The sequence below is a fragment of the Pseudomonas sp. 2 genome (assembly GCF_056627435.1).
Window position 1 is genome coordinate 121,693 of record NZ_JBWXNG010000015.1, and the last position, 21,896, is coordinate 143,588.

13 protein-coding genes are annotated in these 21,896 nt (G+C 61.2%); 9 read left to right on the plus strand and 4 right to left on the minus strand.

Going from position 1 to position 21,896, the window contains the following annotated elements; translation table 11 throughout:
• Window positions 1–136 precede the first annotated feature (136 nt).
• Window positions 137–3,088, minus strand: coding sequence for a bifunctional [glutamate--ammonia ligase]-adenylyl-L-tyrosine phosphorylase/[glutamate--ammonia-ligase] adenylyltransferase (gene glnE, locus AC1MEK_RS22625; protein WP_480398507.1), 2,952 nt, complete (start codon window positions 3,086–3,088; stop codon window positions 137–139).
• Between the two features lie 387 nt (window positions 3,089–3,475).
• On the opposite strand from glnE, the gene aceE reads away from it, so the two are divergent.
• The 4 genes from aceE (at window position 3,476) to msrA (ending at window position 12,652) form a co-directional block, all read left to right on the plus strand.
• A complete protein-coding gene (gene aceE / locus AC1MEK_RS22630) occupies window positions 3,476–6,124 on the plus strand; it encodes a pyruvate dehydrogenase (acetyl-transferring), homodimeric type (RefSeq protein ID WP_480398508.1) in 2,649 nt (882 codons plus the stop codon).
• Window positions 6,125–6,263: 139 nt separating this feature from the next.
• Complete coding sequence (aceF, locus tag AC1MEK_RS22635) at window positions 6,264–7,916, plus strand: dihydrolipoyllysine-residue acetyltransferase (protein ID WP_480398509.1); 1,653 nt, start codon at window positions 6,264–6,266, stop codon at window positions 7,914–7,916.
• Between the two features lie 1,258 nt (window positions 7,917–9,174).
• On the plus strand, window positions 9,175–11,868 hold the full coding sequence (locus tag AC1MEK_RS22640) for a putative bifunctional diguanylate cyclase/phosphodiesterase (protein ID WP_480398510.1): 2,694 nt from the start codon (window positions 9,175–9,177) through the stop codon (window positions 11,866–11,868).
• Between the two features lie 124 nt (window positions 11,869–11,992).
• Entirely contained in the window at window positions 11,993–12,652 is a 660-nt protein-coding gene (msrA, locus tag AC1MEK_RS22645) for a peptide-methionine (S)-S-oxide reductase MsrA (RefSeq protein ID WP_480398511.1), read from the plus strand.
• A 147-nt stretch (window positions 12,653–12,799) separates the two neighbouring features.
• On the opposite strand, the gene AC1MEK_RS22650 is transcribed toward msrA, so the two are convergent.
• Complete coding sequence (locus tag AC1MEK_RS22650; RefSeq protein WP_480398512.1) at window positions 12,800–13,642, minus strand: 23S rRNA (adenine(2030)-N(6))-methyltransferase RlmJ; 843 nt, start codon at window positions 13,640–13,642, stop codon at window positions 12,800–12,802.
• Window positions 13,643–13,983: 341 nt separating this feature from the next.
• Between AC1MEK_RS22650 and AC1MEK_RS22655 the strand changes: the two genes are divergently transcribed.
• Window positions 13,984–14,250, plus strand: coding sequence for a hypothetical protein (locus AC1MEK_RS22655; protein WP_480398513.1), 267 nt, complete (start codon window positions 13,984–13,986; stop codon window positions 14,248–14,250).
• A gap of 124 nt (window positions 14,251–14,374) precedes the next feature.
• Here the strand turns inward: AC1MEK_RS22655 and gbdR are convergent, their stop codons facing one another.
• Window positions 14,375–15,478 carry a choline metabolism transcriptional regulator GbdR gene (gene gbdR, locus AC1MEK_RS22660; RefSeq protein ID WP_274131748.1) on the minus strand — a complete coding sequence of 368 codons (1,104 nt, stop codon included), beginning with the start codon at window positions 15,476–15,478 and terminating at the stop codon, window positions 14,375–14,377.
• Window positions 15,479–16,072: 594 nt separating this feature from the next.
• Entirely contained in the window at window positions 16,073–17,449 is a 1,377-nt protein-coding gene (locus AC1MEK_RS22665) for an L-serine ammonia-lyase (RefSeq protein WP_480398514.1), read from the minus strand.
• Between the two features lie 481 nt (window positions 17,450–17,930).
• On the opposite strand from AC1MEK_RS22665, the gene AC1MEK_RS22670 reads away from it, so the two are divergent.
• The 4 genes from AC1MEK_RS22670 (at window position 17,931) to betI (ending at window position 21,896) form a co-directional block, all read left to right on the plus strand.
• Window positions 17,931–18,878: a choline ABC transporter substrate-binding protein gene (locus AC1MEK_RS22670; RefSeq protein WP_480398515.1), complete on the plus strand. Its 948-nt coding sequence runs from the start codon at window positions 17,931–17,933 to the stop codon at window positions 18,876–18,878.
• Window positions 18,879–18,941: 63 nt separating this feature from the next.
• Window positions 18,942–19,790, plus strand: a complete 849-nt coding sequence (choW, locus tag AC1MEK_RS22675) for a choline ABC transporter permease subunit (RefSeq protein WP_480398541.1) — start codon at window positions 18,942–18,944, stop codon at window positions 19,788–19,790.
• Window positions 19,787–20,968, plus strand: a complete 1,182-nt coding sequence (gene choV / locus AC1MEK_RS22680; RefSeq protein WP_480398516.1) for a choline ABC transporter ATP-binding protein — start codon at window positions 19,787–19,789, stop codon at window positions 20,966–20,968. The genes choW and choV overlap by 4 nt, the downstream gene beginning before the upstream one ends.
• Before the next feature lie 325 nt (window positions 20,969–21,293).
• Window positions 21,294–21,896 carry a transcriptional regulator BetI gene (gene betI / locus AC1MEK_RS22685; RefSeq protein ID WP_480398517.1) on the plus strand — a complete coding sequence of 201 codons (603 nt, stop codon included), beginning with the start codon at window positions 21,294–21,296 and terminating at the stop codon, window positions 21,894–21,896.

Genomic DNA, 21,896 nt, shown 5'->3' on the forward strand with positions numbered 1-21,896 from the left:
CGTGAGCAAGCTCACTCCCACTAGGGAACACTATCCTCTTCGCGAGCAAGCTCACTCCCACAGGAGAACGCGATCCTCTGTGGGAGTGAGCTTGCTCACGAAAGGGCCAATGGATTCACTCAAGAACCCAGCAAATTCAACTCAACCCCAACTGCGCCCAGATCCGCATCACCTCATGCCGCTCGCTGGCGAACTGATCGCCGCTGACCACGCCCGGATTCTTCTGCAGGGCCTGCCGGTGAGCGGCTGAACGGTACGCCTTGTACACCTCGCGCAGCAGGCTGGCATCGGCGGCGGGCATCAGCCCGACCTGCTCAAGACCTTCCAGAATGCGGATGTTATCGGTGTAACGCGAAAGCTCGGGGTGCTCTCTGGACCACGCCAAGGCCGCGTATTGCACCATAAATTCGATATCGACGATACCACCGGCGTCCTGCTTGAGGTCGAACGACGAGGCGGCATCGAAGGCATTGGCCCCCTTGCCGGCGGTCGTGCCCTTGGTCCCGAGGTTGTCGCGCATCTTGGCGCGCATCTCGCTGACTTCCACCCGCAGCGTGTCCAGATCGCGTTCACGACCCAGCACCGCCGCGCGCACTTGCTCGAACCCCTGTCCCACGTCATCGCTGCCCACCAGCACCCGCGCGCGCACCAGCGCCTGGTGCTCCCAGGTCCAGGCTTCGTTCTCTTGATAGCGTGAAAACGCCCCCAGCGAGCTGACCAACAGCCCCGACGCGCCAGACGGCCGCAGGCGCATGTCCACTTCGTAGAGCTGCCCGGAGTTGGTCTGCGTGGTGATCAAATGGATGATCCGCTGGCCCAGGCGAGTGAAGAACTGCGCACCGTCGATCGGCTTGGCGCCGTCGGTTTCGGCCTGCGGGTCACCATCGTGGATGAACACCAGGTCCAGGTCCGAGCCATGCCCCAGCTCGATGCCGCCGACCTTGCCATATCCGACGATCACGAAGCCCGGATCGCACAGCGTGCCATCCGGCCGACGCGGCGCACCGTGGCGAGCGACCGTGTGCCGCCAGGCCAGCGCCAGCACCTGCTCCAGAATCGCCTCGGCCAGCCAGGTCAGGTAGTCGCTGACTTTCATCAGTGGCAGGCTGCCGCTGATTTCCGAAGCGGCCACGCGCAGGCTGTGGGCCAGCTTGAAGTGCCGTAACGCTTCCATCTGTTGCTCAAGATCGTCCTCGGGGATGCGCGTCAGGCGCTCGCGCAACTCGGCGCCCAACTCCAGCGCCTGAGGCGGGTTGAACAGCCGGCCCTCGTTGAGCAACTCATCCAGCAGCAGCGGGAAGCGGGCAATCTGCTCGGCAATCCACGGGCTGGCCGCGCACAGCGTCAGCAACCTGCGCAGGGCGCCGGGGTTCTCCGTGAGCAACACCAGATAGGCCGAACGACGGGCGACGGCTTCGACCAGCGGCAACACGCGCTCAAGTACCAGATCAGGATCGGAATGCTCCACCGCCTGAGCCAGCAAGCGGGGAATAAAGGCGTCCAGCCGCTCGCGGCCCAGGCGCTGCATCGAGCGCAATTGCGAGCTGTTGCGCAGGTTGTTCAGATGATTCAGCGCTTTCTGCGCGTCGACGAATCCGCCTTCCTGCAATTGAAGGCAGGCGCTTTCTTCATTCTGTGAGTTTTCCCACAGCGGCAACCACTCGCCGCCGACGACTTCTTCGCCGCCGTCCTGCGGGTTCTCGTCTTCATCGGGGTCGGCGATCACCTGGCGGAAATGCCAGTCCACCCGGCCGCGCCAATACATCAATTTCTCATGGAAACTGTCCCAATCGGCGAAGCCCATGATCAAGGCGATGCGCGCCTGATCCTGTTCGTCATCGGGCAGCATCTGGGTCTGGCGGTCGGCGATGGCCTGAATGGCGTGCTCGGTGTAGCGCAGGAATTCATAGCCTTCGCGCAGCTCGTTGATGACCGCGGGCGGCAGATAGCCCTGGCCTTCAAGAGTCTTGAGCACCTTGAGCAACGGCCGTTGTTGCAGGCTCAGGTCGCGGCCACCGTGGATCAGCTGGAACGCCTGGGCGATGAACTCCACTTCGCGAATGCCACCCGAGCCCAGCTTGATGTTGGCCGCCATGCCCTTGCGTCGTACTTCCTGCTGGATCAGCTGCTTCATGGTGCGCAGCGCTTCGATGGCCGAGAAGTCCAGATAGCGGCGATAGACGAAGGGCCGCAGCATCTCCAACAGCTCAGCGCCCTTGGCCTGGTCGCCGCCGACCACCCGCGCCTTGATCATGGCGTAGCGTTCCCAGTCGCGGCCCTGATCCTGGTAGTACTGCTCCAGCGCATTGAAACTGAGCACCAGCGCGCCGGACGAACCGTAGGGGCGCAGGCGCATGTCGACGCGGAACACGAAACCGTCGACCGTGACCGGGTCCAGCGCCTTGATCAGCCGCTGGCCCAGGCGGATGAAAAACTCCTGGTTGTCCAGCGGGCGCTTCACCCCTTGGGTCTCGCCGCCTTCGGGGTAGGCGAAGATCAGGTCGATGTCCGAAGACAGGTTCAGCTCCACCGCACCCAGCTTGCCCATGCCGAGGATGACCATCTGCTGCGGCTCGCCGCTGCGTCGCCCGGTGGGCGTGCCGAATTGCTGGCAGTGGCGTTCGTACAGCCACTTATAAGCAAGGTCGATACTGCCATCGGCCATGTCGGAAAGGTCACGACAGGTTTCGATCAGATCGGCCTGGCGGGTCAGATCGCGCCAGATAATTCGCACTTGCTGGCGCGTGCGTTGCCGACGTAGATTACGCCCCAGCTCATCGTCGCTGGTGGCCAGATCCACCGCAGCGGCGATCTGCCCACGCAATTCGCCGGGCGCGAAACTGCGCTCCAGCTCGCCGGATCCGGCCAGTTCCAGCAACATGCGCGGCTCGCGGATGATGTGCTCGGCAACGAAATCACTGGATGCACAGACGCGGTCGAACGCTTCGCGGCGTGCGTCAGGCCAGGCAGCGAAAGCCGCTTGATCGACATCGCTCAGGGATGACAGCGCTATACCAAAGGACTGTTGTGCCCGTGTGACCAACGGCAGCAGGATGGCCGGCAGATCAGCCAGCGAAGGAAGGCTCATGGTCTATCCTTGATCGGCGTTCAAAAGACTACCCGATGTGGTGGTTTTACCTACAAAACGGGCTGGACTGTCGAACAAAGGTTAAAAATTGCTGGTTTCATATAATTTTTGACCACCAGCTCAACGTTTCACTTGATCTACTTGTTGTTTTAACCAAAATCAGCGATTCGTTTCACAGCTTCACACGAGCGAAAACATCGTTCAGCTGTAGTTTTACTACTGTATATACAAGTCGAAAAGCTGAAACGGCCAAAGATTTGTAGTAAAACTACACAACGCCGGGTACAACGCCGGCGATCCAAGAATTTTTATACCGTCTGCCCACAAGGCCAGTCGCAACAAACTCAGGCGACCGATTCTGGAAGCCTTTCCGCCCTGGAGCAAGCCATGCAAGACCTCGATCCCGTCGAAACCCAGGAATGGCTGGACGCCCTGGAATCGGTTCTCGACAAAGAAGGCGAAGACCGTGCTCACTACCTGATGACCCGTATGGGCGAACTCGCTACCCGTAGCGGCTCGCAACTGCCTTACGCCATCACCACGCCATACCGCAACACCATCCCGGTAACCCGCGAAGCGCGCATGCCAGGCGACCTGTTCATGGAACGCCGCATCCGCTCGATCGTTCGCTGGAACGCCCTGGCGATGGTGATGCGCGCGAACATGCAGGACCCAGACCTGGGCGGCCACATCTCCACGTTTGCCTCCAGCGCGACCCTCTACGACATCGGCTTCAACTACTTCTTCCAGGCTCCGACCGAAGAACACGGCGGCGACCTGATCTACTACCAGGGCCACGCATCGCCTGGCATCTACGCTCGCGCTTTCCTGGAAGGCCGCTTGAGCGAAGAGCAGATGCTCAAATTCCGTCAGGAAGTGGACGGCGGCGGTCTGTCTTCGTACCCGCACCCGCACCTGATGCCTGACTTCTGGCAGTTCCCGACCGTTTCCATGGGTCTGGGTCCGATCACCGCGATCTACCAGGCGCGCTTCATGAAGTACCTGGAAAACCGCGGCTTCATCCCGGCCGGCAAGCAGAAGGTCTGGTGCTTCATCGGCGACGGCGAGTGCGACGAGCCGGAAACCCTGGGCGCCATCTCCCTGGCGGGCCGCGAGAACCTGGACAACCTGATCTTCGTCATCAACTGCAACCTGCAGCGTCTGGACGGCCCGGTTCGTGGCAACTCCAAGATCATCCAGGAACTGGAAGGCGTGTTCCGTGGCGCCAACTGGAACGTCAACAAGGTCATCTGGGGCCGCATGTGGGACCCACTGTTCGCCCAGGACGAAGACGGCCGCATGCAGCGTCGCATGGACAAAGCCATCGACGGCGAGTACCAGAACTACAAGGCCAAAGACGGCGCCTACGTGCGCAAGCACTTCTTCGGTGACGATCCGGAGCTGCTCAAGCGCGTCGAGAACCTGTCCGACGACGAGATCTGGAAACTCAACCGTGGCGGCCACGACCCGTACAAGGTCTACGCAGCGTACCACCAGGCGGTCAACCACAAAGGCCAGCCTACCGTCATCCTGGCCAAGACCATCAAGGGTTACGGTACCGGTGCGGGCGAAGCGAAGAACACCGCGCACAACACCAAGAAAGTCGATATCGAGTCGCTGAAGAAATTCCGCGATCGCTTCGACATTCCGCTGAACGATTCCGAACTGGAAGCGCTGCCGTTCTACCGCCCTGCCGAAGACAGCGCGGAAATGAAATACCTGCGCAAGTGCCGCGAGAAGCTGGGCGGTTCCCTACCTCAGCGCAACCGCGGCAACATCAGCATCCCGACGCCGCCGCTGGAAACCCTGAAATCCGTCCTGGACGGCTCGGGCGACCGCGAAATCTCCACCACCATGGCGTTCGGCCGCATCCTGGCCTCGATGGTCAAGGATAAAGAGCTGGGCAAGCGCATCGTTCCGATCCTCGCCGACGAAGCCCGTACCTTCGGTATGGAAGGCATGTTCCGTCAGCTGGGTATCTACTCGCCAGTCGGCCAGCTGTACGAGCCAGTCGACCGCGATCAGGTGATGTACTACCGCGAAGAGAAAGACGGCCAGATCCTCCAGGAAGGCCTCAACGAGGCAGGCGCGTTCTCCTCGTTCATCGCGGCGGGTACTGCCTACAGCAACTACAACACCCCGATGCTGCCGGTCTACATCTTCTACTCGATGTTCGGCTTCCAGCGTATCGGCGACCTGGCCTGGGCGGCGGGCGATGCCCAAACCCGCGGCTTCCTGCTGGGCGGCACCTCGGGCCGTACCACGCTGAACGGCGAAGGCCTGCAACACGAAGACGGTCACAGCCACCTGCTGGCCAGCACCATCCCGAACGTGCGCAGCTATGACCCTGCCTATGCCTACGAGCTGGCGGTGATCATGCAGGAAGGCACGCACCGGATGATGACGCTGCAGGAAAACGTCTACTACTACATCACCGTGATGAACGAGAACTACCATCAGCCAGCGATGCCGGCCGGTGTAGAGCAAGGCATCATCAAGGGCATGTACCTGCTCGAAGAAGACAAGCGCGAAGCGGCTCACCACGTTCAGCTGATGGGCTCCGGCACCATCCTCAACGAAGTGCGCGAAGCGGCGAAGATCCTGCGCGAGCAGTTCAACATCGGCGCCGACGTGTGGTCGGTCACCAGCTTCAACGAACTGCGTCGCAACGGCCTGGCCGTCGAGCGCAGCAACCGTCTGAAACCGGGCCAGAAGCCACAAGTGAGCTACGTTGAAGAATGCCTGGGTGGCCGTAAAGGTCCGGTGATCGCTTCGACCGACTACATGAAACTGTTCGCTGACCAGATCCGTCAGTGGGTTCCTACCAAGGAATACAAGGTCCTGGGCACTGACGGCTACGGCCGCAGCGACAGCCGCAAGAAGCTGCGTCACTTCTTCGAAGTCGACCGTCACTTCGTGGTGCTGGCAGCTCTGGAAGCCTTGGCTGATCGTGGCGATATCGAGCCTAAGGTCGTGGCTGAAGCCATTACCAAGTTCGGCATCGACCCTGAGAAGCGCAACCCGCTGGACTGCTGAGTCGTAGATCGAGAAGAGCGCTGAGACGTGCGCGAAACAGCCGCCGATGCGGAATTTACTTCGGTAAATGAGCATCCCGGCTGTTTCGTTGCTTGAGCCAGCGCAGTCGAGTGAACAGGTTCTCCTGAGGAGAGACATTGTGAGTGAGTTAATTCGTGTACCCGACATCGGCAGCGGTGACGGTGAAGTCATTGAGCTGTTCGTCAAGGTTGGCGACCGCATCGAGGCCGACCAGAGCCTGCTGACCCTGGAGTCGGACAAGGCGAGCATGGAAATCCCTGCGCCAAAGGCCGGTATCGTCAAAGCCCTGAAAGTGAAGCTGGGCGACCGTCTGAAAGAAGGCGACGAACTGCTGGAGCTGGAAGTCGAAGGTGGTGCTGCTGCCGAGCCAGCCGCTGCTCCTGCGGCTGCCGCACCTGCTGCTCCGGCCGCGGCTGAAAAGCCTGCCGAAGCTGCCCCGGCGCCTGCTGCTGCGCCAGCACCTGCTGCTGCCGCGTCGGTCCAGGACATCCACGTTCCTGATATCGGTTCCTCGGGCAAGGCTCGCATCATCGAGCTGATGGTCAAGGTCGGCGACAGCATCGAAGCCGATCAATCGCTGATCACCCTGGAATCCGACAAAGCCTCGATGGAGATCCCATCTCCAGCCGCAGGCGTGGTCGAAAGCATCAGCGTCAAGGTCGAAGACGAAGTCGGCACTGGCGACCTGATCCTGAAACTGAAAGTGGCGGGTGTTGCACCTGCCGCCGCTCCTGCTCCAGCCCCTGCTGCCGCGCCTGCCCCGGCCGCTGCTGCTCCGGCTGCAGCCCCTGCGCCAAAAGCCGAAGCGGCTCCTGCGCCAGCCGCTGCACCTGCTGCCCCAGCCAATAACGGCGCGAAAGTCCACGCAGGCCCGGCTGTTCGTCAGTTGGCCCGCGAGTTCGGCGTCGAGCTGAGCGCCGTGACCGCGACCGGCCCGCACGGCCGCGTGCTGAAAGAAGACGTGCAGGCGTATGTCAAGTCGATCATGACCAAGGCCAAGGACGCTCCAGCTGCTGGCGGCGCTGCCGGCGGCATGGGCATCCCGCCGATTCCGGAAGTCGACTTCAGCCGTTTCGGCGAAATCGAAGAAGTGCCGATGACCCGCCTGATGCAACTGGGCGCCACCGGCCTGCACCGCAGCTGGCTGAACATCCCGCACGTCACTCAGTTCGACCAGGCCGACATCACCGACCTGGAAGCTTTCCGCGTTGCGCAGAAAGCCGTCGCTGAAAAAGCCGGCGTGAAGCTGACCGTGCTGCCGCTGCTGCTCAAGTCCATCGCGCACCTGCTCAAGGAACTGCCGGACTTCAACAGCTCGCTGGCGCCAAGCGGCAAGGCTGTGATTCGCAAGAAGTACTTCCACATCGGTTTCGCGGTGGATACTCCGGACGGCCTGTTGGTCCCTGTGATCAAGAACGTCGACCAGAAGAGCCTGCTGCAACTGGCTGCCGAGGCCGCCGAGCTGGCTGAAAAAGCGCGTTCCAAGAAGCTGTCGGCCAACGACATGCAGGGCGCCTGCTTCACCATCTCCAGCCTGGGTCACATTGGTGGTACCGGCTTCACGCCGATCGTCAATGCGCCGGAAGTCGCGATCCTGGGTGTGTCCAAGGCCACCATGCAACCGGTCTGGGACGGCAAGGCCTTCCAGCCACGCCTGATGCTGCCGCTGTCGCTGTCCTACGATCACCGTGTGATCAATGGTGCCGCGGCTGCGCGCTTCACCAAGCGTCTGGGCGATCTGCTGGCGGATATCCGTACCATCCTGCTGTAAGCCTGACAGGCCCGCGTTTAGCGACGCGGGCCTGCGCTGTTTTCGAGCTGCCACGCTCGTACCTCAACCCCGCTTATATGGCGGGGCTTTTTTTGCGCTTTTTTCGAGCGTGGTGGCTTTGGGTTCCGAGAAAGAACGGGGCTTTGCGGCGACGCGGGTTTCTTTGTTCTGGCTAACGCCAGACCTGTTTCGACTTCGTCGAATTACGATCAAGAGCGCTCTTCCTAACGTCAGATCTGTTTCGACTTCGTCGAGTTACTTGGAAAAGACACCCAAGTAACCAAGGTGTCCTGCTCCTGGTTTGGGTCCGACTTCGTCGGACTTCCTTCATTCCGGTCCCGCTCCGTGGGCCCGGCGCGAATGGGCCATCCATGGCCCCGCGCCTCGCGCGGCATCCATGCCGCTTGGCCCACTCCGCGAGACCTCCATTCAGCCTGCACCCAAGTCGCGTTTTGTGGTGTCTGGACTATTGCGCATGAAGATCAAAATCAAAAGCGGGCGGACTACCCCGCTCCGTAGCAGCACGGCTTGCCGGCGGGAGCGATCTTGAGGGCGACCCGCGAGCAAGCTCGGCTGCTACGAAGGGCATCGCCCTCGTGCTCTTGATCTGGCTTTTGATCTTCATGCGCGATAGCCCAGACGCCACAAAACGCGACTTGGGTGCAGGCCGAACGGAGGTCTCGCGGAGTGGGTCGAGCCGCATGGATGCGGCGAGAGGCGTGTGGGCCATGGATGGCCCATTCACGCCGGGCCCACGGAGCGGGACCGGAGTGAGGGTACCCCGACGAAGGAGGGGCCCAACCAGGAGCAGGACCCCTTGGTTACTTGGGGGTCTTTTCCAAGTAACTCGACGAAGTCGAAACAGATCTGACGTTAGGAAGAGCGCTCTTGATCGTGATTCGACGAAGTCGAAACAGATCTGACGTTAGGAAGAGCGCTCTTGATCGTGATTCGACGAAGTCGAAACAGGTCTGACGTTAGGAAGAACTAAAGAACGCCAAATCACCGCCGAAATATCAGACAGACACCAACCAAAGCGCCCCGCAAAGAAGCATGCCCCAAAAACAACCACTTATCCCCCAATCCCGACAAATCCGACCAACAACCTTCAGTTAATCCCCGATTTGCCGACAGATTTATAGCACTAAGCCATCGCGCTCACTTGTCAGCCCGTTCGCCATGATGCAACCTTGCGACACGCGATTTAACGATGGGCTCCTTGCCCATGCGCGACCGTACTCTTAAAGCGAGTTCCTTCATGAAAAGCCAACCTGATGCTGCCGCCCGATCGGCAGCCGAGGTCGTGACGCAGTTGCCGGTGCCCTCGCGGCTTGGCATGCTGCGTTTCGAACGGCTGAATGAACCCAGCTGGGCGATGCTCTACCTGGACCCGGCCTGCGAAAAGCAGTTCGACATGCCCGCCATCGAGCTGTGCGCCCTCATTGGTGCGCCCTACGCCAGCCTGATGGAGCCCGAAGCCCGCTACCAGCTGCACGACGCCATCCAGCAGCAGATGGCCAGCAACTCGCACTACGTGATCCGCTACACCCTGCACACCACCCGCGGCCCGCTAGGGTTGATGGAGATCGGTGAAGGCTATCGCCAGCACAACCGCGACCTGCTGCGCGGCTACCTGATGGTGATCGACGACGTGTTCGAGGCCAGCGGCCTGAGCTTCACACCGGATCTGGAAATCCAGAACTCGCGCCTGCAGATGGCTCTGGAGCTCAACCAGCGCGCCCAGTACGAGCAATTGCAGCACCTTGAGCGCGTACGCGCGCAGCAGAGTCTGATCCTGCGCCTGGCGCGGCATCGCTACAGTTCCAGCAATTCGTTGCAGGAAGCGGCCGAGCTGATCACCAAGAGCGCCTGCGAAATCTATGACATCGCCCGCGCCGCGATCTGGAACCTCAACGGCAAGACCCTCGAGCCGATCGCCGAGTATCGCCGCGAGACCGACGAATACCTCAAGCCCGCGCCCATCGACATCAGCCGCTTTCCCAGTTACCTGGAAGCGCTGCACACCAGCCGTGCCATCGATGCCAATGACGTCTCCCAGGACCCGCGCACTCGCGAGCTGGCGCAGAGCCTGTTGCCGCGGGACATCAACGCGATTCTCGACGCCAGCGTGCGCATCGACGGCCACGTGGTCGGCGTGCTGTGCCTGGAACAGAGCGGCACGCCCCGGGAATGGCAGTCCGACGAAATCGCCTTCGCCGGTGAGCTGGCCGACCAGTTCGCCCATGCGATCAACAACCACAACCGCCGCACCGCCACCAGCGCCCTGCACCTGTTCCAGCGGGCCGTGGAACAGAGCGCCAACGCCTTTCTGCTGGTCAATTGCGACGGCGTGGTGGAGTACGTCAACCCAAGCTTCACCGAGATCACCCAGTACACCGCCGACGAAGTCCACGGCCACCGTCTGTCGGAATTGCCGGCGCTGGAAAACCTCAGTTCGCTATTGCTCGACGCCAATTCGAGCCTGGCGACCAGCAACAGCTGGCAGGGCGAATTCAAGAGCCGGCGCAAGAATCTGGAGCCCTACTGGGGCCAGTTGTCGATTTCCAAGGTTTACGGCGACAACCGCGAGCTGACCCATTACATCGGCATCTACGAAGACATCACCCAGGCCAAGCTCTCCCAACAGCGGATCGAGCGCCTGGCGTACACCGACAACCTGACCAACCTGGGCAACCGTCCGGCGTTCATTCGCACCCTCGACGAGCACTTCGCCCGAGACATCGAAACGCCGATCAGCCTGCTGCTGGTGGACATCGACAACTTCAAGCGCATCAACGACAGCCTCGGCCATCAGACCGGCGACAAGCTGCTCATCAGCCTGGCGCGGCGTCTGCGCAACAGCCTGAGCCCGACCGGGATTCTGGCGCGTTTCGCCAGTAACGAATTCGCCGTGCTGCTGGACGATACCGGCCCCGAAGATGGCCAGCGCATCGCCAGCCAGGTGCTGACCACGCTCGACAAACCGATGTTCGTCGACAACCAGCTGATCAGCGTGACCGGCTCCGTGGGCCTTGCCTGCGCCCCGCTGCACGGCCGCGACCCGCAGACCCTGATGAAAAACGCAGGCCTGGCGCTGCACAAGGCCAAGGCCAACGGCAAGCATCAGGTCCAGGTGTTCACCGAGGCGCTCAATGCCGAGGCCAGCTACAAGCTGTTCGTCGAGAACAACCTGCGCCGCGCCCTGACCCAGAACGAACTGGAAGTGTTCTACCAGCCCAAGCTGTGCCTGCGCACCGGACGGCTGCTGGGTATGGAAGCGCTGCTGCGCTGGAATCATCCGGAAAAGGGCATGATCCGTCCGGACCAGTTCATCAGCGTGGCCGAGGAAACCGGCCTGATCATCCCGATCGGCAAATGGGTGGCGCGCCAGTCCTGCCGCATGAGCAAGCAGCTGAGCGCCGCCGGTTACGGCAAGCTGCACGTGGCGATCAACGTCTCGCCCAAGCAGTTCTCAGACCCGGATCTGGTCAGCTCGCTGGCCGGCATTCTGCGGGAGGAGCAGCTGGACCCGTCGCTGCTGGAACTGGAACTGACCGAAGGCCTGCTGCTGGAAGCGACCGAAGACACCCGCCTGCAGCTCGAATCCCTGAAGACCCTGGGCCTGACCCTGGCCATGGACGACTTCGGCACCGGGTATTCGTCGTTCAGTTACCTGAAGAAATTCCCCATCGACGTGATCAAGATCGACCGCAGCTTCATCCGCGACATTCCGGATGACCAGGACGACATGGAAATCACCTCGGCGGTCATCGCCATGGCCCACAACCTCAAGCTGACCGTGGTCGCCGAAGGCATCGAAACCGCCGAACAACTGGCGTTCCTGCGCCGCCATCGCTGCGACGTCGGCCAGGGTTACCTGTTCGACAAGCCGATCCCCGGCGAAGAGCTGATCGGCAAGCTGCGCCGCTACCCCAAGGCCTCCCAGGCCTGACGCCCCTTCCCCGCCCGGACGATGTACGGCACACTCCCCTTCTTTGTTTTGTAACTCCTGACCCCATATACCTTCTTCACTGACAAACCCTGTCGGTCATCCTGCCCTCTGGAGGATTCACCCCATGGTCTTGCGCTCGGAAATTCTTGTGAACAAAACTGAAATGCCAAACGCCCAGCAAGCCTTGCCGGGCCGCGAAACACCGATGGCCCTGCCGGAAACCCACTTCGTCAATGGCAACCCGTTGCTGGGCCCGTTCTTCGACGACGTCGAATTCGCCATCTTCGGCCTGGGCTGCTTCTGGGGCGCGGAGCGTCGTTTTTGGCAACGTGATGGCGTGGTCAGCACCGTGGTGGGTTATGCGGGCGGCTTCACGCCGAACCCGACTTACGAAGAAGTCTGTTCCGGCCTGACCGGCCACAGCGAAGTGGTGCTGGTGGTGTTCGACAAGGCCAAGGTCAGCTATCAGGAGCTGCTGGCGATGTTCTGGGAACTGCACAACCCGACCCAGGGCATGCGCCAGGGCAACGACATCGGCACCCAGTACCGCTCGGTGATCTACGCGACCACCCCTGAGCAACTGGAAGCGGCCCAGGCCAGCGCCAAGGTGTATCAGGACGAACTGACCAAAGCTGGGCTGGGCGAAATCACCACCGAAATCGACCAGGCCCCGACCGTGTACTTCGCCGAGGCGTATCACCAGCAGTACCTGGCGAAGAACCCGCAGGGCTACTGCGGGATTGGCGGTACCGGGGTGTGCATGCCGCCGAGCCTGAATACTTAATTCAAGCTCCCCTCGATCCCGATGATTGAACGCGGACCTACTGTAGTAGCGAATTCATTCGCGAAAATGGCACGGGCGACAAATATGTGTCGCCCGTGCCACCGCTTCGCGAATGAATTCGCTCCTACAGATTAGGGATGTGGTGAATCAGGACTCGGCGATCAGCCAATCCAGCCGCCAGTCACCGCCCGTCTGCGCCAGCGTCTTGGCCAGCCAAGGCAACAACTCCCGCAACTCCTCCTCCAGACCCCACGGCGGATTGGCGATCGCCAGGCCCGAGCCCGTCAGGGTGTTCGGCGTGTCCACCGGGTGCACCAGCAACTCCACGCGCAGCAGCTTCGGCGCGCCGGTTTCAGCCAGTTCCTGATAGAAGCGCTTGAGTGCGCGCTGGTCCTTGATCGGGTACCAGATAGCCGCCACGGTCTGGCGCATGCGGCCGATGGTTTCCTTGAGCGCCACCGAGCAGCGCTTCATTTCATCCAGTTGCTCGAACGGCGGATCGATCAGCATCACCGCGCGCTTTTCCTGCACCGGCAACAGGGCACGCGGCACATGCCAGCCCTCGCCCAGGTGCACGGCGACGCGCTTGTCGTATTTCATGTTGTCCTTGAGCAGCGCGCCGTCCTCGGGGTGCTTCTCGTTAAGCAGCACGCGGTCCTGCTCGCGGGTCAGGCGCCGCGCCAGTTCGGGGGAGCCCGGGTAGTAGCGCAGCTCGCCGGTCTTGCGGTTCATGTGCCGCAGCACGTCCAGGTAACCCTGCGCCATGGCCGGCACGTCGTCGGCATCCCACAGGCGGCCGATGCCTTCGATCCACTCGCCGGTGCGCGTGGCCTGATCGCCTTGCAGGTCATACAGCCCGATCCCGGCATGGGTATCGAGGTAGGCGAACGGCTGCTCCTTGCGCGACATCAGCGCAATCAGGCGAGTCAGGACGATGTGTTTCAAGACGTCGGCGTGGTTGCCGGCGTGGAAGGCGTGACGGTAGTTCATGGCGGCTCCTGGAAGGCCGGGCAGTTTAACAAAACCGCCGCGCCTGCGCAGACCGCTCATGCCCCTCGAACCGTCAGCTCTTGATTGAAAAAGCGACAGACAAAAAAAGCCCCGGTTAAGCCGTTACAAAACCGGGGTTGAGGGAGCTGCGCGGGCTAGAGGGTGACCAAACCGTGGCTGCGCGCAATTGTGAATGAAACCATTATGCCCAGTTAACTAAACGGTTACATAGCCAAAACCGACACACTGATGTGCATGCCAGACATTGCCGACGACAGGTATTGCCGAGCGTGCGGCGCGCTACCAGAATCGGTTCAACCCCAATAAAAGGAGCGAGCGTCATGATGCATGCAGACCTGATCGACCAGGACGATCTTCTCGGTCAACTCAGATCCATCGGCTTCGAAATGCCATCGGGCGCCACTGCCGAACAAGCCTGCGCGCAAGCCGTCTGCGGCCTGAACGACGACCGCGCCCGGGCGTTGCGGCAATTGGTGGAAAGATTGCTCAGTGGCGGCGCGACCATCCTGCCAGCAGTGCGTCAGGCGATCGATCAGCAGCTGTTGCCGGCGTTGGCGACCTACAACAAAGCCCGCGCTCAAGCCTGAATCCGATAGACCACCCCGTAGCAGCACGGCTTGCCGGCGGGAGCGTCCGATCAGTCACTATCGATGTGACTGTCAGATCGCCCCGCCGGCAAGCCGTGCTGCTACGGGGGCGTAGCTAAAACGCTTACAACCTCACACTCGCAAACGTCGACTCATTGCGCGCCTGGCTCAGCGCTGACAATGGGCCCGACAGCGGCGCCAACACCATCGCCTGCGGAATCGGCAGCATCGCCACCTGTTGTGCGGTGTTGGAACCTACGCGTTCGTCACGCGGTGGAATGCCGAAGTATTCGCGGTAGCACTTGGAGAAGTGCGGGGTGGAGACGAAGCCGCAAACCGACGCCACTTCGATGATCGACATCGGCGTCTGCTTGAGCAGCTGGCGCGCGCGGATCAGGCGCAGCTTGAGGTAGTAGCGCGACGGCGAGCAGTGCAGATATTTCTGGAACAGCCTTTCCAGCTGACGACGGGACACCGAGACGTACACCGCTAGCTCGTCCAGGTCGATCGGCTCTTCGAGGTTGGCCTCCATCAGCGCGACGATTTCCTGCAGTTTCGGCTGGTTGGTGCCGAGCATGTGCTTGAGCGGCACGCGCTGGTGATCCTGTTCGTTACGAATGCGCTCATACACGAACATTTCCGAAATCGCGGCGGACAGTTCACGTCCGTGATCGCGGCTGATCAGGTGCAGCATCATGTCCAGCGGCGCGGTGCCGCCGGAGCTGGTGAAGCGGTTGCGGTCCAGGGTGAACAGCCGGGTGCTCATGGCCACCCGTGGGAAAGCTTCCTGCATCGCGGCCAGACATTCCCAGTGCACGCTGCAATCGAAACCGTCCAGCAGGCCCGCACAGGCCAGCGCCCAGCTGCCGGTGCACACGGCGCCCAGGCGGCGGGATTGACGGGCCTGGCTCTGCAGCCAGCTCACGTGCTCGCGGGTCACGGTGCGTTGAATGCCGACGCCGCCGCAGACGATCACGGTGTCCAGCACCGGCGCCTTGTGCATCGCGGCGTCAGGGGTGATCTGCAGACCGTCGCTGGCCCAGACCTGGCCGCCGTCGACGCTCAGTGTGGTCCAGCGATACAGTTCGCGACCGGACAACTGGTTGGCCATGCGCAGTGGCTCGACCGCAGAGGCGAGGGAAATCAGTGTGAAATTGTCCAGCAGCAGAAAGCCGATGGATTGAGGCGCACGGTTCTGGGGTTGGGCCCCGGAGTTGAACGAAGTCATCACGGTATCTCCTCACACGAAAGCGGCTGATGGCCCCAAACAGGGCTCTTGTTGTATCGCCCTCACATTGGAGAGCTTTGCCATTGCAACGCAAATGCCATGCCTAAAGTTGAATGGGCATTCAATAAACCCTGATAACGACGTCGCGATGCGTCTATACGGGAGCGACATGGATGTTCAGTTAGCGACCTATCGATTTACAAGCCGCGTAAACATTGAAGAGGTGAGCAAATCGGTAGCACTTGCGTGCGTGACCGAAATATTTGCCAACAGGTGAGTGTCACCCTATGCACAGGTGACGGCCGGCAGGTGAAGTAACGCGGGTGTGGCATGGCGTTGCGCCATGTTCACAGGGTCACGCGCCAAAACGTGGCGAGGGCTCTGGCACGTGATCTAAAACCGGGCAGCCCCTTCGTGAGCAAGCTCACTCCCACAGGTTTGCGTCGTTTACAAATCCTCTGTCCGACGCACCTCTGTAGGGGTGAGCTCAGTCCACTAGGTCGCGCGGGCAAATCCGATCCATGAACATCCACAACCCTGTGGGAGTGAGCTTGCTCACGAATGCTTCAGATCAGACGAAGCAGTTCTGAAGAATCAACACTCCACCGCGCTGACCGCCAGACCGCCGCGCGACGTTTCCTTGTATTTGTCGTGCATGTCGGCACCGGTGTCGCGCATGGTGCGGATCACCCGGTCCAGCGAGATGAAGTGCTCGCCGTCGCCGCGCAAGGCCATCTGGGCGGCGTTGATGGCTTTCACCGCCGCAATGGCGTTGCGCTCGATGCACGGCACTTGCACCAGCCCGGCCACCGGGTCGCAGGTCAGGCCGAGGTTGTGCTCCAGGCCGATTTCCGCGGCGTTGCACAGTTGTGCAGGCGTCGCGCCGAGAATGTCGGCAAGCCCCGCTGCCGCCATGGCGCAGGCCGAACCGACTTCGCCCTGGCAGCCGACTTCGGCACCCGAGATCGACGCGTTCTTTTTACAGAGGATGCCGATGGAGGCCGCACCCAAGAAGAAATCCACCACGTTGGCTTCGCTGACCTCGTCGCTGAATTTGACGAAGTAATGCAGCACCGCCGGGATGATCCCCGCCGCGCCATTGGTCGGCGCCGTGACCATGCGCCCGCCGGCAGCGTTCTCTTCGTTGACCGCCAGGGCGAACAGGTTGACCCATTCCATGGCGTTGAGCGTCGAGCCGATTACGTTGGGTTTGCCCAGCTCCTGCAGGCTGCGGTGCAGACGCGCCGCGCGACGACGCACGTTGAGCCCGCCCGGCAGCGTGCCTTCGTGTTGCAGGCCGTGTTCTACGCAATCCTGCATCGCCCGCCACAGGCGCATCAGGCCGGCGCGGATTTCCTCTTCGCTGCGCCAGACCTTTTCGTTGGCCAGCATCAGTTCCGAGACCCGCAAATTGTGCTTCTTGCACAGCGCCAGCAGTTCGTCGGCGCTGGAAAAGTCATAAGGCAGCACAGTGTTGTCGGCATCCAGCACACCGCTGGTGGCCTGGGCTTCGTCGACGACAAAACCGCCGCCGACCGAATAATAAGTGTCGCGATGAATTTCACCTTCGGCGGAGAACGCGATCAGGCTCATGGCGTTGGGGTGGTACGGCAGGTTTTCATCGAGCAGCAGCATGTCGCGCTGCCACACGAACGGCACTGGTCGGTCGCCATTGAGTTGCAGGGTTTGGGTTTCGCGCAACTCGGCGATGCGCTGGTTGATCAGCGATGGGTCGATCGCGTCCGGCCATTCGCCCATCAGGCCCATGATCACCGCGTTGTCGCTGCCGTGGCCGACGCCGGTGGCAGAAAGCGACCCGTAAAGCCGGACTTCGACGCGACCGACCTGGGTCAGCAGCCCCTTCTCGCGCAAGGTTTGCACGAACAGCGCCGCGGCGCGCATGGGGCCGACGGTGTGAGAACTGGAAGGTCCGATACCGATCTTGAACAGGTCGAAAACGCTGATTGCCATTGGCCGCAAGCCTCCGAAAACTGGGGTTTCCGGCGCGCCGAGCGGCCGGCGACGGAGCTGCTACGCTTCAAGCTGCGGTCCGTCGAGATAGCGGCATCATCAGCCTTTTATTTCGAGGGGCGGCGTCTACAACCGACTCAATCATGCCCACAAACGTCGCGACCACTCGCTGGCGCACAGGAGCACATCCCCCAAAAGAGCAGCCACTGTTTTCGACACTTTTTGACGTAAAGAACATCGAAAACCGGTCGGCGAACGGGGAAAAAAGCTGGAAGCGACGTCACTGACACTGGATGCGACCCCCTCTGTACTGGTTACGACGCCCCCTGTAGGCGTTTGGGAATCGCTGTTCCATGATCGTTATCGACTCGATCGCCAACGCAGTGATAGAGCTGTTTTCCCTTTTGACTCGCCGACACCAAGAAAGCGCATCAGCCCAAACGGTTGATGACGAGAAGAAAACACCTGAGGAGTCCCAACCATGAAAGGTTCACAAAAGCTGTTGCTGGGCGTCGCGTTGAGTCTGCCGATGCTGGCGCAGGCCGCAGAGCCCGCGCAGTGCAAGCTGGTCAATTTTTCCGACGTAGGCTGGACTGACATCACCGCCACCACCGCCGTCACCAGCGCCGTGCTGCAGTCGCTGGGCTACAAGACCAAGACCACGATGATTTCCGTGCCCGTGACCTACAAGTCGCTGGCCGATGGCAAGAACATGGACGTGTTCCTCGGCAACTGGATGCCGACGATGGAAAACGACATCAAGGCCTACCGTGACGCCGGTACCGTCGAAACCATCCGCCCCAACCTCGAAAACGCCAAATACACTCTCGCCGTCCCTGAAGACCTGTGGAACAAGGGTCTGAAGGACTTCTCCGACATTCCCAAATTCAAGGACGAGCTCAAGGGCCAGATCTACGGCATCGAGCCTGGCAATGACGGCAACCGCACCATTCAGAGCGTCATCGACAAGAACCAGTTCGGTCTGAAGGATGCAGGCTTCAAGGTCGTCGAATCCAGTGAAGCGGGCATGCTGGCGCAGGTCGACCGCGCCATCAAACGCAATCAGGCCATCGTGTTCCTGGGCTGGGAACCGCACCCGATGAACACCCGCTTCAAGATCAAATACCTGACCGGCGGCGACGACTCGTTCGGCCCGAACTTCGGCCAGGCCACGGTCTACACCAACGTGCGCAAGGGCTACGCCACCGAGTGCCCGAACGTCGGCCAACTGCTCAAGAATCTGTCTTTCACCTTGCCGATGGAAAGCTCGCTGATGGGCAACATCCTGGACGACAAGATGAAGCCTGATGCAGCCGCCAAGGCGTGGCTGAAGAAGAACCCGCAAATCCTCGACACCTGGCTCGCGGGTGTCACCACAGTGGACGGTAAACCTGGCCTGGAAGCCGCTAAAGCCGAGCTGACTAAGTAACAGACTCGCAGGCGGGTCCGCCCGCCTGTTGTCCTCTTTTCATCCCGCACGCGGACAATCGATATCATGCTGACTGATCATAAAATCCCCTTAGGCCAGTACATTGCCGGCTTTGTCGAATGGCTGACCCAACACGGCGCCAGCACCTTCGACGCCATCGCTTCGTCACTGGAAGCCATGATCCACGGACTGACCGCCGGTCTGACCTGGTTCAATCCTTTCGTTCTGATCGGCCTGATTGCTCTGCTTGCTCATTTCATTCAGCGCAAGTGGGGCCTGACCGCCTTCGTCATCGCCTCCTTCCTTTTGATCCTGAACCTGGGTTACTGGCAGGAAACCATGGAAACCCTGGCCCAGGTGCTGTTCGCCACCCTGGTGTGCGTGGTCATCGGCGTGCCGCTGGGCATCGTCGCGGCGCACAAGCCGTGGTTCTACACCGCGATCCGTCCGGTTCTCGACCTGATGCAGACGGTCCCGACGTTCGTTTATCTGATTCCGACCCTGACCCTCTTCGGGCTGGGTGTGGTGCCGGGTCTGATTTCCACGGTGGTGTTCGCGATTGCCGCGCCCATCCGTCTGACCTACCTGGGCATCTGCGATGTCCCGCAAGAACTGCTCGACGCCGGCAAGGCCTTCGGCTGCTCCCGCCGTCAACTGCTGTCCCGTATCGAACTGCCCCACGCCATGCCAAGCATCGCGGCCGGTATCACCCAGTGCATCATGCTGTCGCTGTCGATGGTGGTGATCGCGGCACTGGTGGGTGCCGACGGCCTGGGCAAACCCGTGGTCAACGCACTGAACACTGCTGATATCGCTCTGGGCTTCGAAGCGGGCCTTGCGATCGTATTGCTGGCGATCATGCTCGACCGTATCTGCAAACAACCCGACGCTAAAGTGAGGGCTGACGCATGAGCATCATCAAATTCGACCAGGTAGACGTTGTCTTCTCCAAAGATCCGCGCGAGGCTCTCAAGCTTCTGGATCAGGGCCTTGCGCGGCCAGAAATCCTGAAGAAGACCGGTCAGATCGTGGGCGTGGAAAAAGCCAGCCTGGAAATCAACAAGGGTGAAATCTGCGTACTGATGGGCCTGTCCGGTTCGGGCAAGTCCAGCCTTCTGCGCTGCATCAACGGCCTGAACACCGTCAGCCGCGGCTCGCTGTTCGTCGAGCACGAAGGCAAGCAGATCAACATCGCCAACTGCTCCCCGGCAGAGTTGAAAATGATGCGCACCAAGCGCATCGCCATGGTGTTCCAGAAGTTCGCGCTGATGCCCTGGCTGACCGTTCGCGAGAACATCAGCTTCGGCCTGGAAATGCAGGGTCGCCCGGAGAAGGAACGTCGCCAGCTGGTGGACGAGAAACTCGAACTGGTGGGCCTGACCCAATGGCGCAACAAGAAGCCCGACGAGCTGTCCGGCGGCATGCAGCAACGCGTGGGCCTGGCCCGGGCGCTGGCGATGGACGCCGACATCCTGCTGATGGACGAACCCTTCTCGGCCCTCGACCCGCTGATCCGCCAGGGCCTGCAGGACGAGCTGCTGGTTCTGCAGAAAAAGCTGCACAAGACCATCGTGTTCGTGAGCCACGACCTGGACGAAGCCCTCAAGCTCGGCACCCGGATCGCGATCATGAAAGACGGCAAGATCATTCAGTACAGCGTGCCCGAAGAGATCGTGCTCAACCCGGCGGACGAGTATGTGCGCACCTTCGTGGCCCACACCAACCCGCTCAACGTGCTGTGCGGCCGCAGCCTGATGCGCCCGATCACCGATTGCACCCGCATCAACGGCTCGCAAGTGTGCCTGGACCCGGGTGACGATTCGTGGATCGACCTGGCCGACGGCAACACCATCAAAGGCGCGCGCAAACACGGTGCGGTGCTCGACCTGCAAAGCTGGGCGCCGGGGCAGTCGGTGGAAACCCTGAACCGCATCCCGACCGTCGTCGATTCCAACATCGGCATGCGCGAAGCGCTGCAGATCCGCTACCACACCGGCAACAAGCTGGTGCTGCAGGAGAACAACAAGCTGGTCGGCATCTTGGGCGACAGCGAGCTGTACCACGCGCTATTGGGCCGTAACCACGGCTAAGCGCATTGAGTGATCGCTCCCGCATTCCGCGTCGAACTGTAGGAGCGTGGCTTGTCCCGCGATCTGCCGGGAACCGGCAGCAAACCCAGCCAACCCAAGTGTGACTGACACACCCGGGGCGTATGGTTTTACTGCTGCTACGCAGCAGATCGCGGGACAAGCCACGCTCCTACAACTGAACGATTCAAGGCTTCGAGAGGAAGGTGTAGCACGGGTTTTCGTTCGTCCACGTTTTTTTGTTGATTGAACGTTCAATTAAAAAGCAATAGACTGAACGCCGTTTTTCAGTCATTCACGATCACTCGGCGAGCCAAGGAGACGAGAGATGCCCAAGGTCGGTATGCAACCCATTCGTCGTCAACAACTGATCCAGGCCACCCTCACGGCGGTGGATCAGGTGGGGATGGGGGACGCGAGCATCGCGCTGATCGCCAAGCTGGCGGGGGTCTCCAACGGCATCATCAGTCACTACTTTCAGGACAAGAACGGCCTGATCGCAGCGACCATGCGTCATCTGATGAATGCACTGATCACCAGCGTCGCCGAGCGCCGCCTGGCCCTGGCGGACGACAGCCCGCGAGCGCACCTGATGGTGATCATCGAGGGCAACTTCGACGCCAGTCAGGTCAACGGCCCGGCGATGAAAACCTGGCTGGCCTTCTGGGCCAGCAGCATGCACTCCCCTTCGCTGCACCGTTTACAGCGCATCAACGATCACCGCCTGTATTCGAACCTGTGCTGCCAGTTCCGCCGCGTACTGCCGCTGGATCAGGCGCGCACTGCAGCCCGCGGCCTGGCCGCACTGATCGACGGATTGTGGTTGCGCGGCGCGCTGTCAGGCGACGCCTTCGATACCCATCAGGCGCAACAGATCGCCTTTGAATACATGGACATGCAACTGGCAAAGGCGGCAAACAGCTCCTTATAA

Bases quoted from the DNA above. Each gene is read 5' to 3' on its own strand.
- msrA (WP_480398511.1), top strand. From the start codon at position 11,993: ATGGTCTTGCGCTCGGAAATTCTTGTGAACAAAACTGAAATGCCAAAC.
- gbdR (WP_274131748.1), bottom strand. From the start codon at position 15,478: ATGACTTCGTTCAACTCCGGGGCCCAACCCCAGAACCGTGCGCCTCAA.
- choV (WP_480398516.1), top strand. From the start codon at position 19,787: ATGAGCATCATCAAATTCGACCAGGTAGACGTTGTCTTCTCCAAAGAT.
- aceE (WP_480398508.1), top strand. From the start codon at position 3,476: ATGCAAGACCTCGATCCCGTCGAAACCCAGGAATGGCTGGACGCCCTG.
- betI (WP_480398517.1), top strand. From the start codon at position 21,294: ATGCCCAAGGTCGGTATGCAACCCATTCGTCGTCAACAACTGATCCAG.
- AC1MEK_RS22655 (WP_480398513.1), top strand. From the start codon at position 13,984: ATGATGCATGCAGACCTGATCGACCAGGACGATCTTCTCGGTCAACTC.
- AC1MEK_RS22640 (WP_480398510.1), top strand. From the start codon at position 9,175: ATGAAAAGCCAACCTGATGCTGCCGCCCGATCGGCAGCCGAGGTCGTG.
- AC1MEK_RS22665 (WP_480398514.1), bottom strand. From the start codon at position 17,449: ATGGCAATCAGCGTTTTCGACCTGTTCAAGATCGGTATCGGACCTTCC.
- AC1MEK_RS22670 (WP_480398515.1), top strand. From the start codon at position 17,931: ATGAAAGGTTCACAAAAGCTGTTGCTGGGCGTCGCGTTGAGTCTGCCG.
- AC1MEK_RS22650 (WP_480398512.1), bottom strand. From the start codon at position 13,642: ATGAACTACCGTCACGCCTTCCACGCCGGCAACCACGCCGACGTCTTG.
- glnE (WP_480398507.1), bottom strand. From the start codon at position 3,088: ATGAGCCTTCCTTCGCTGGCTGATCTGCCGGCCATCCTGCTGCCGTTG.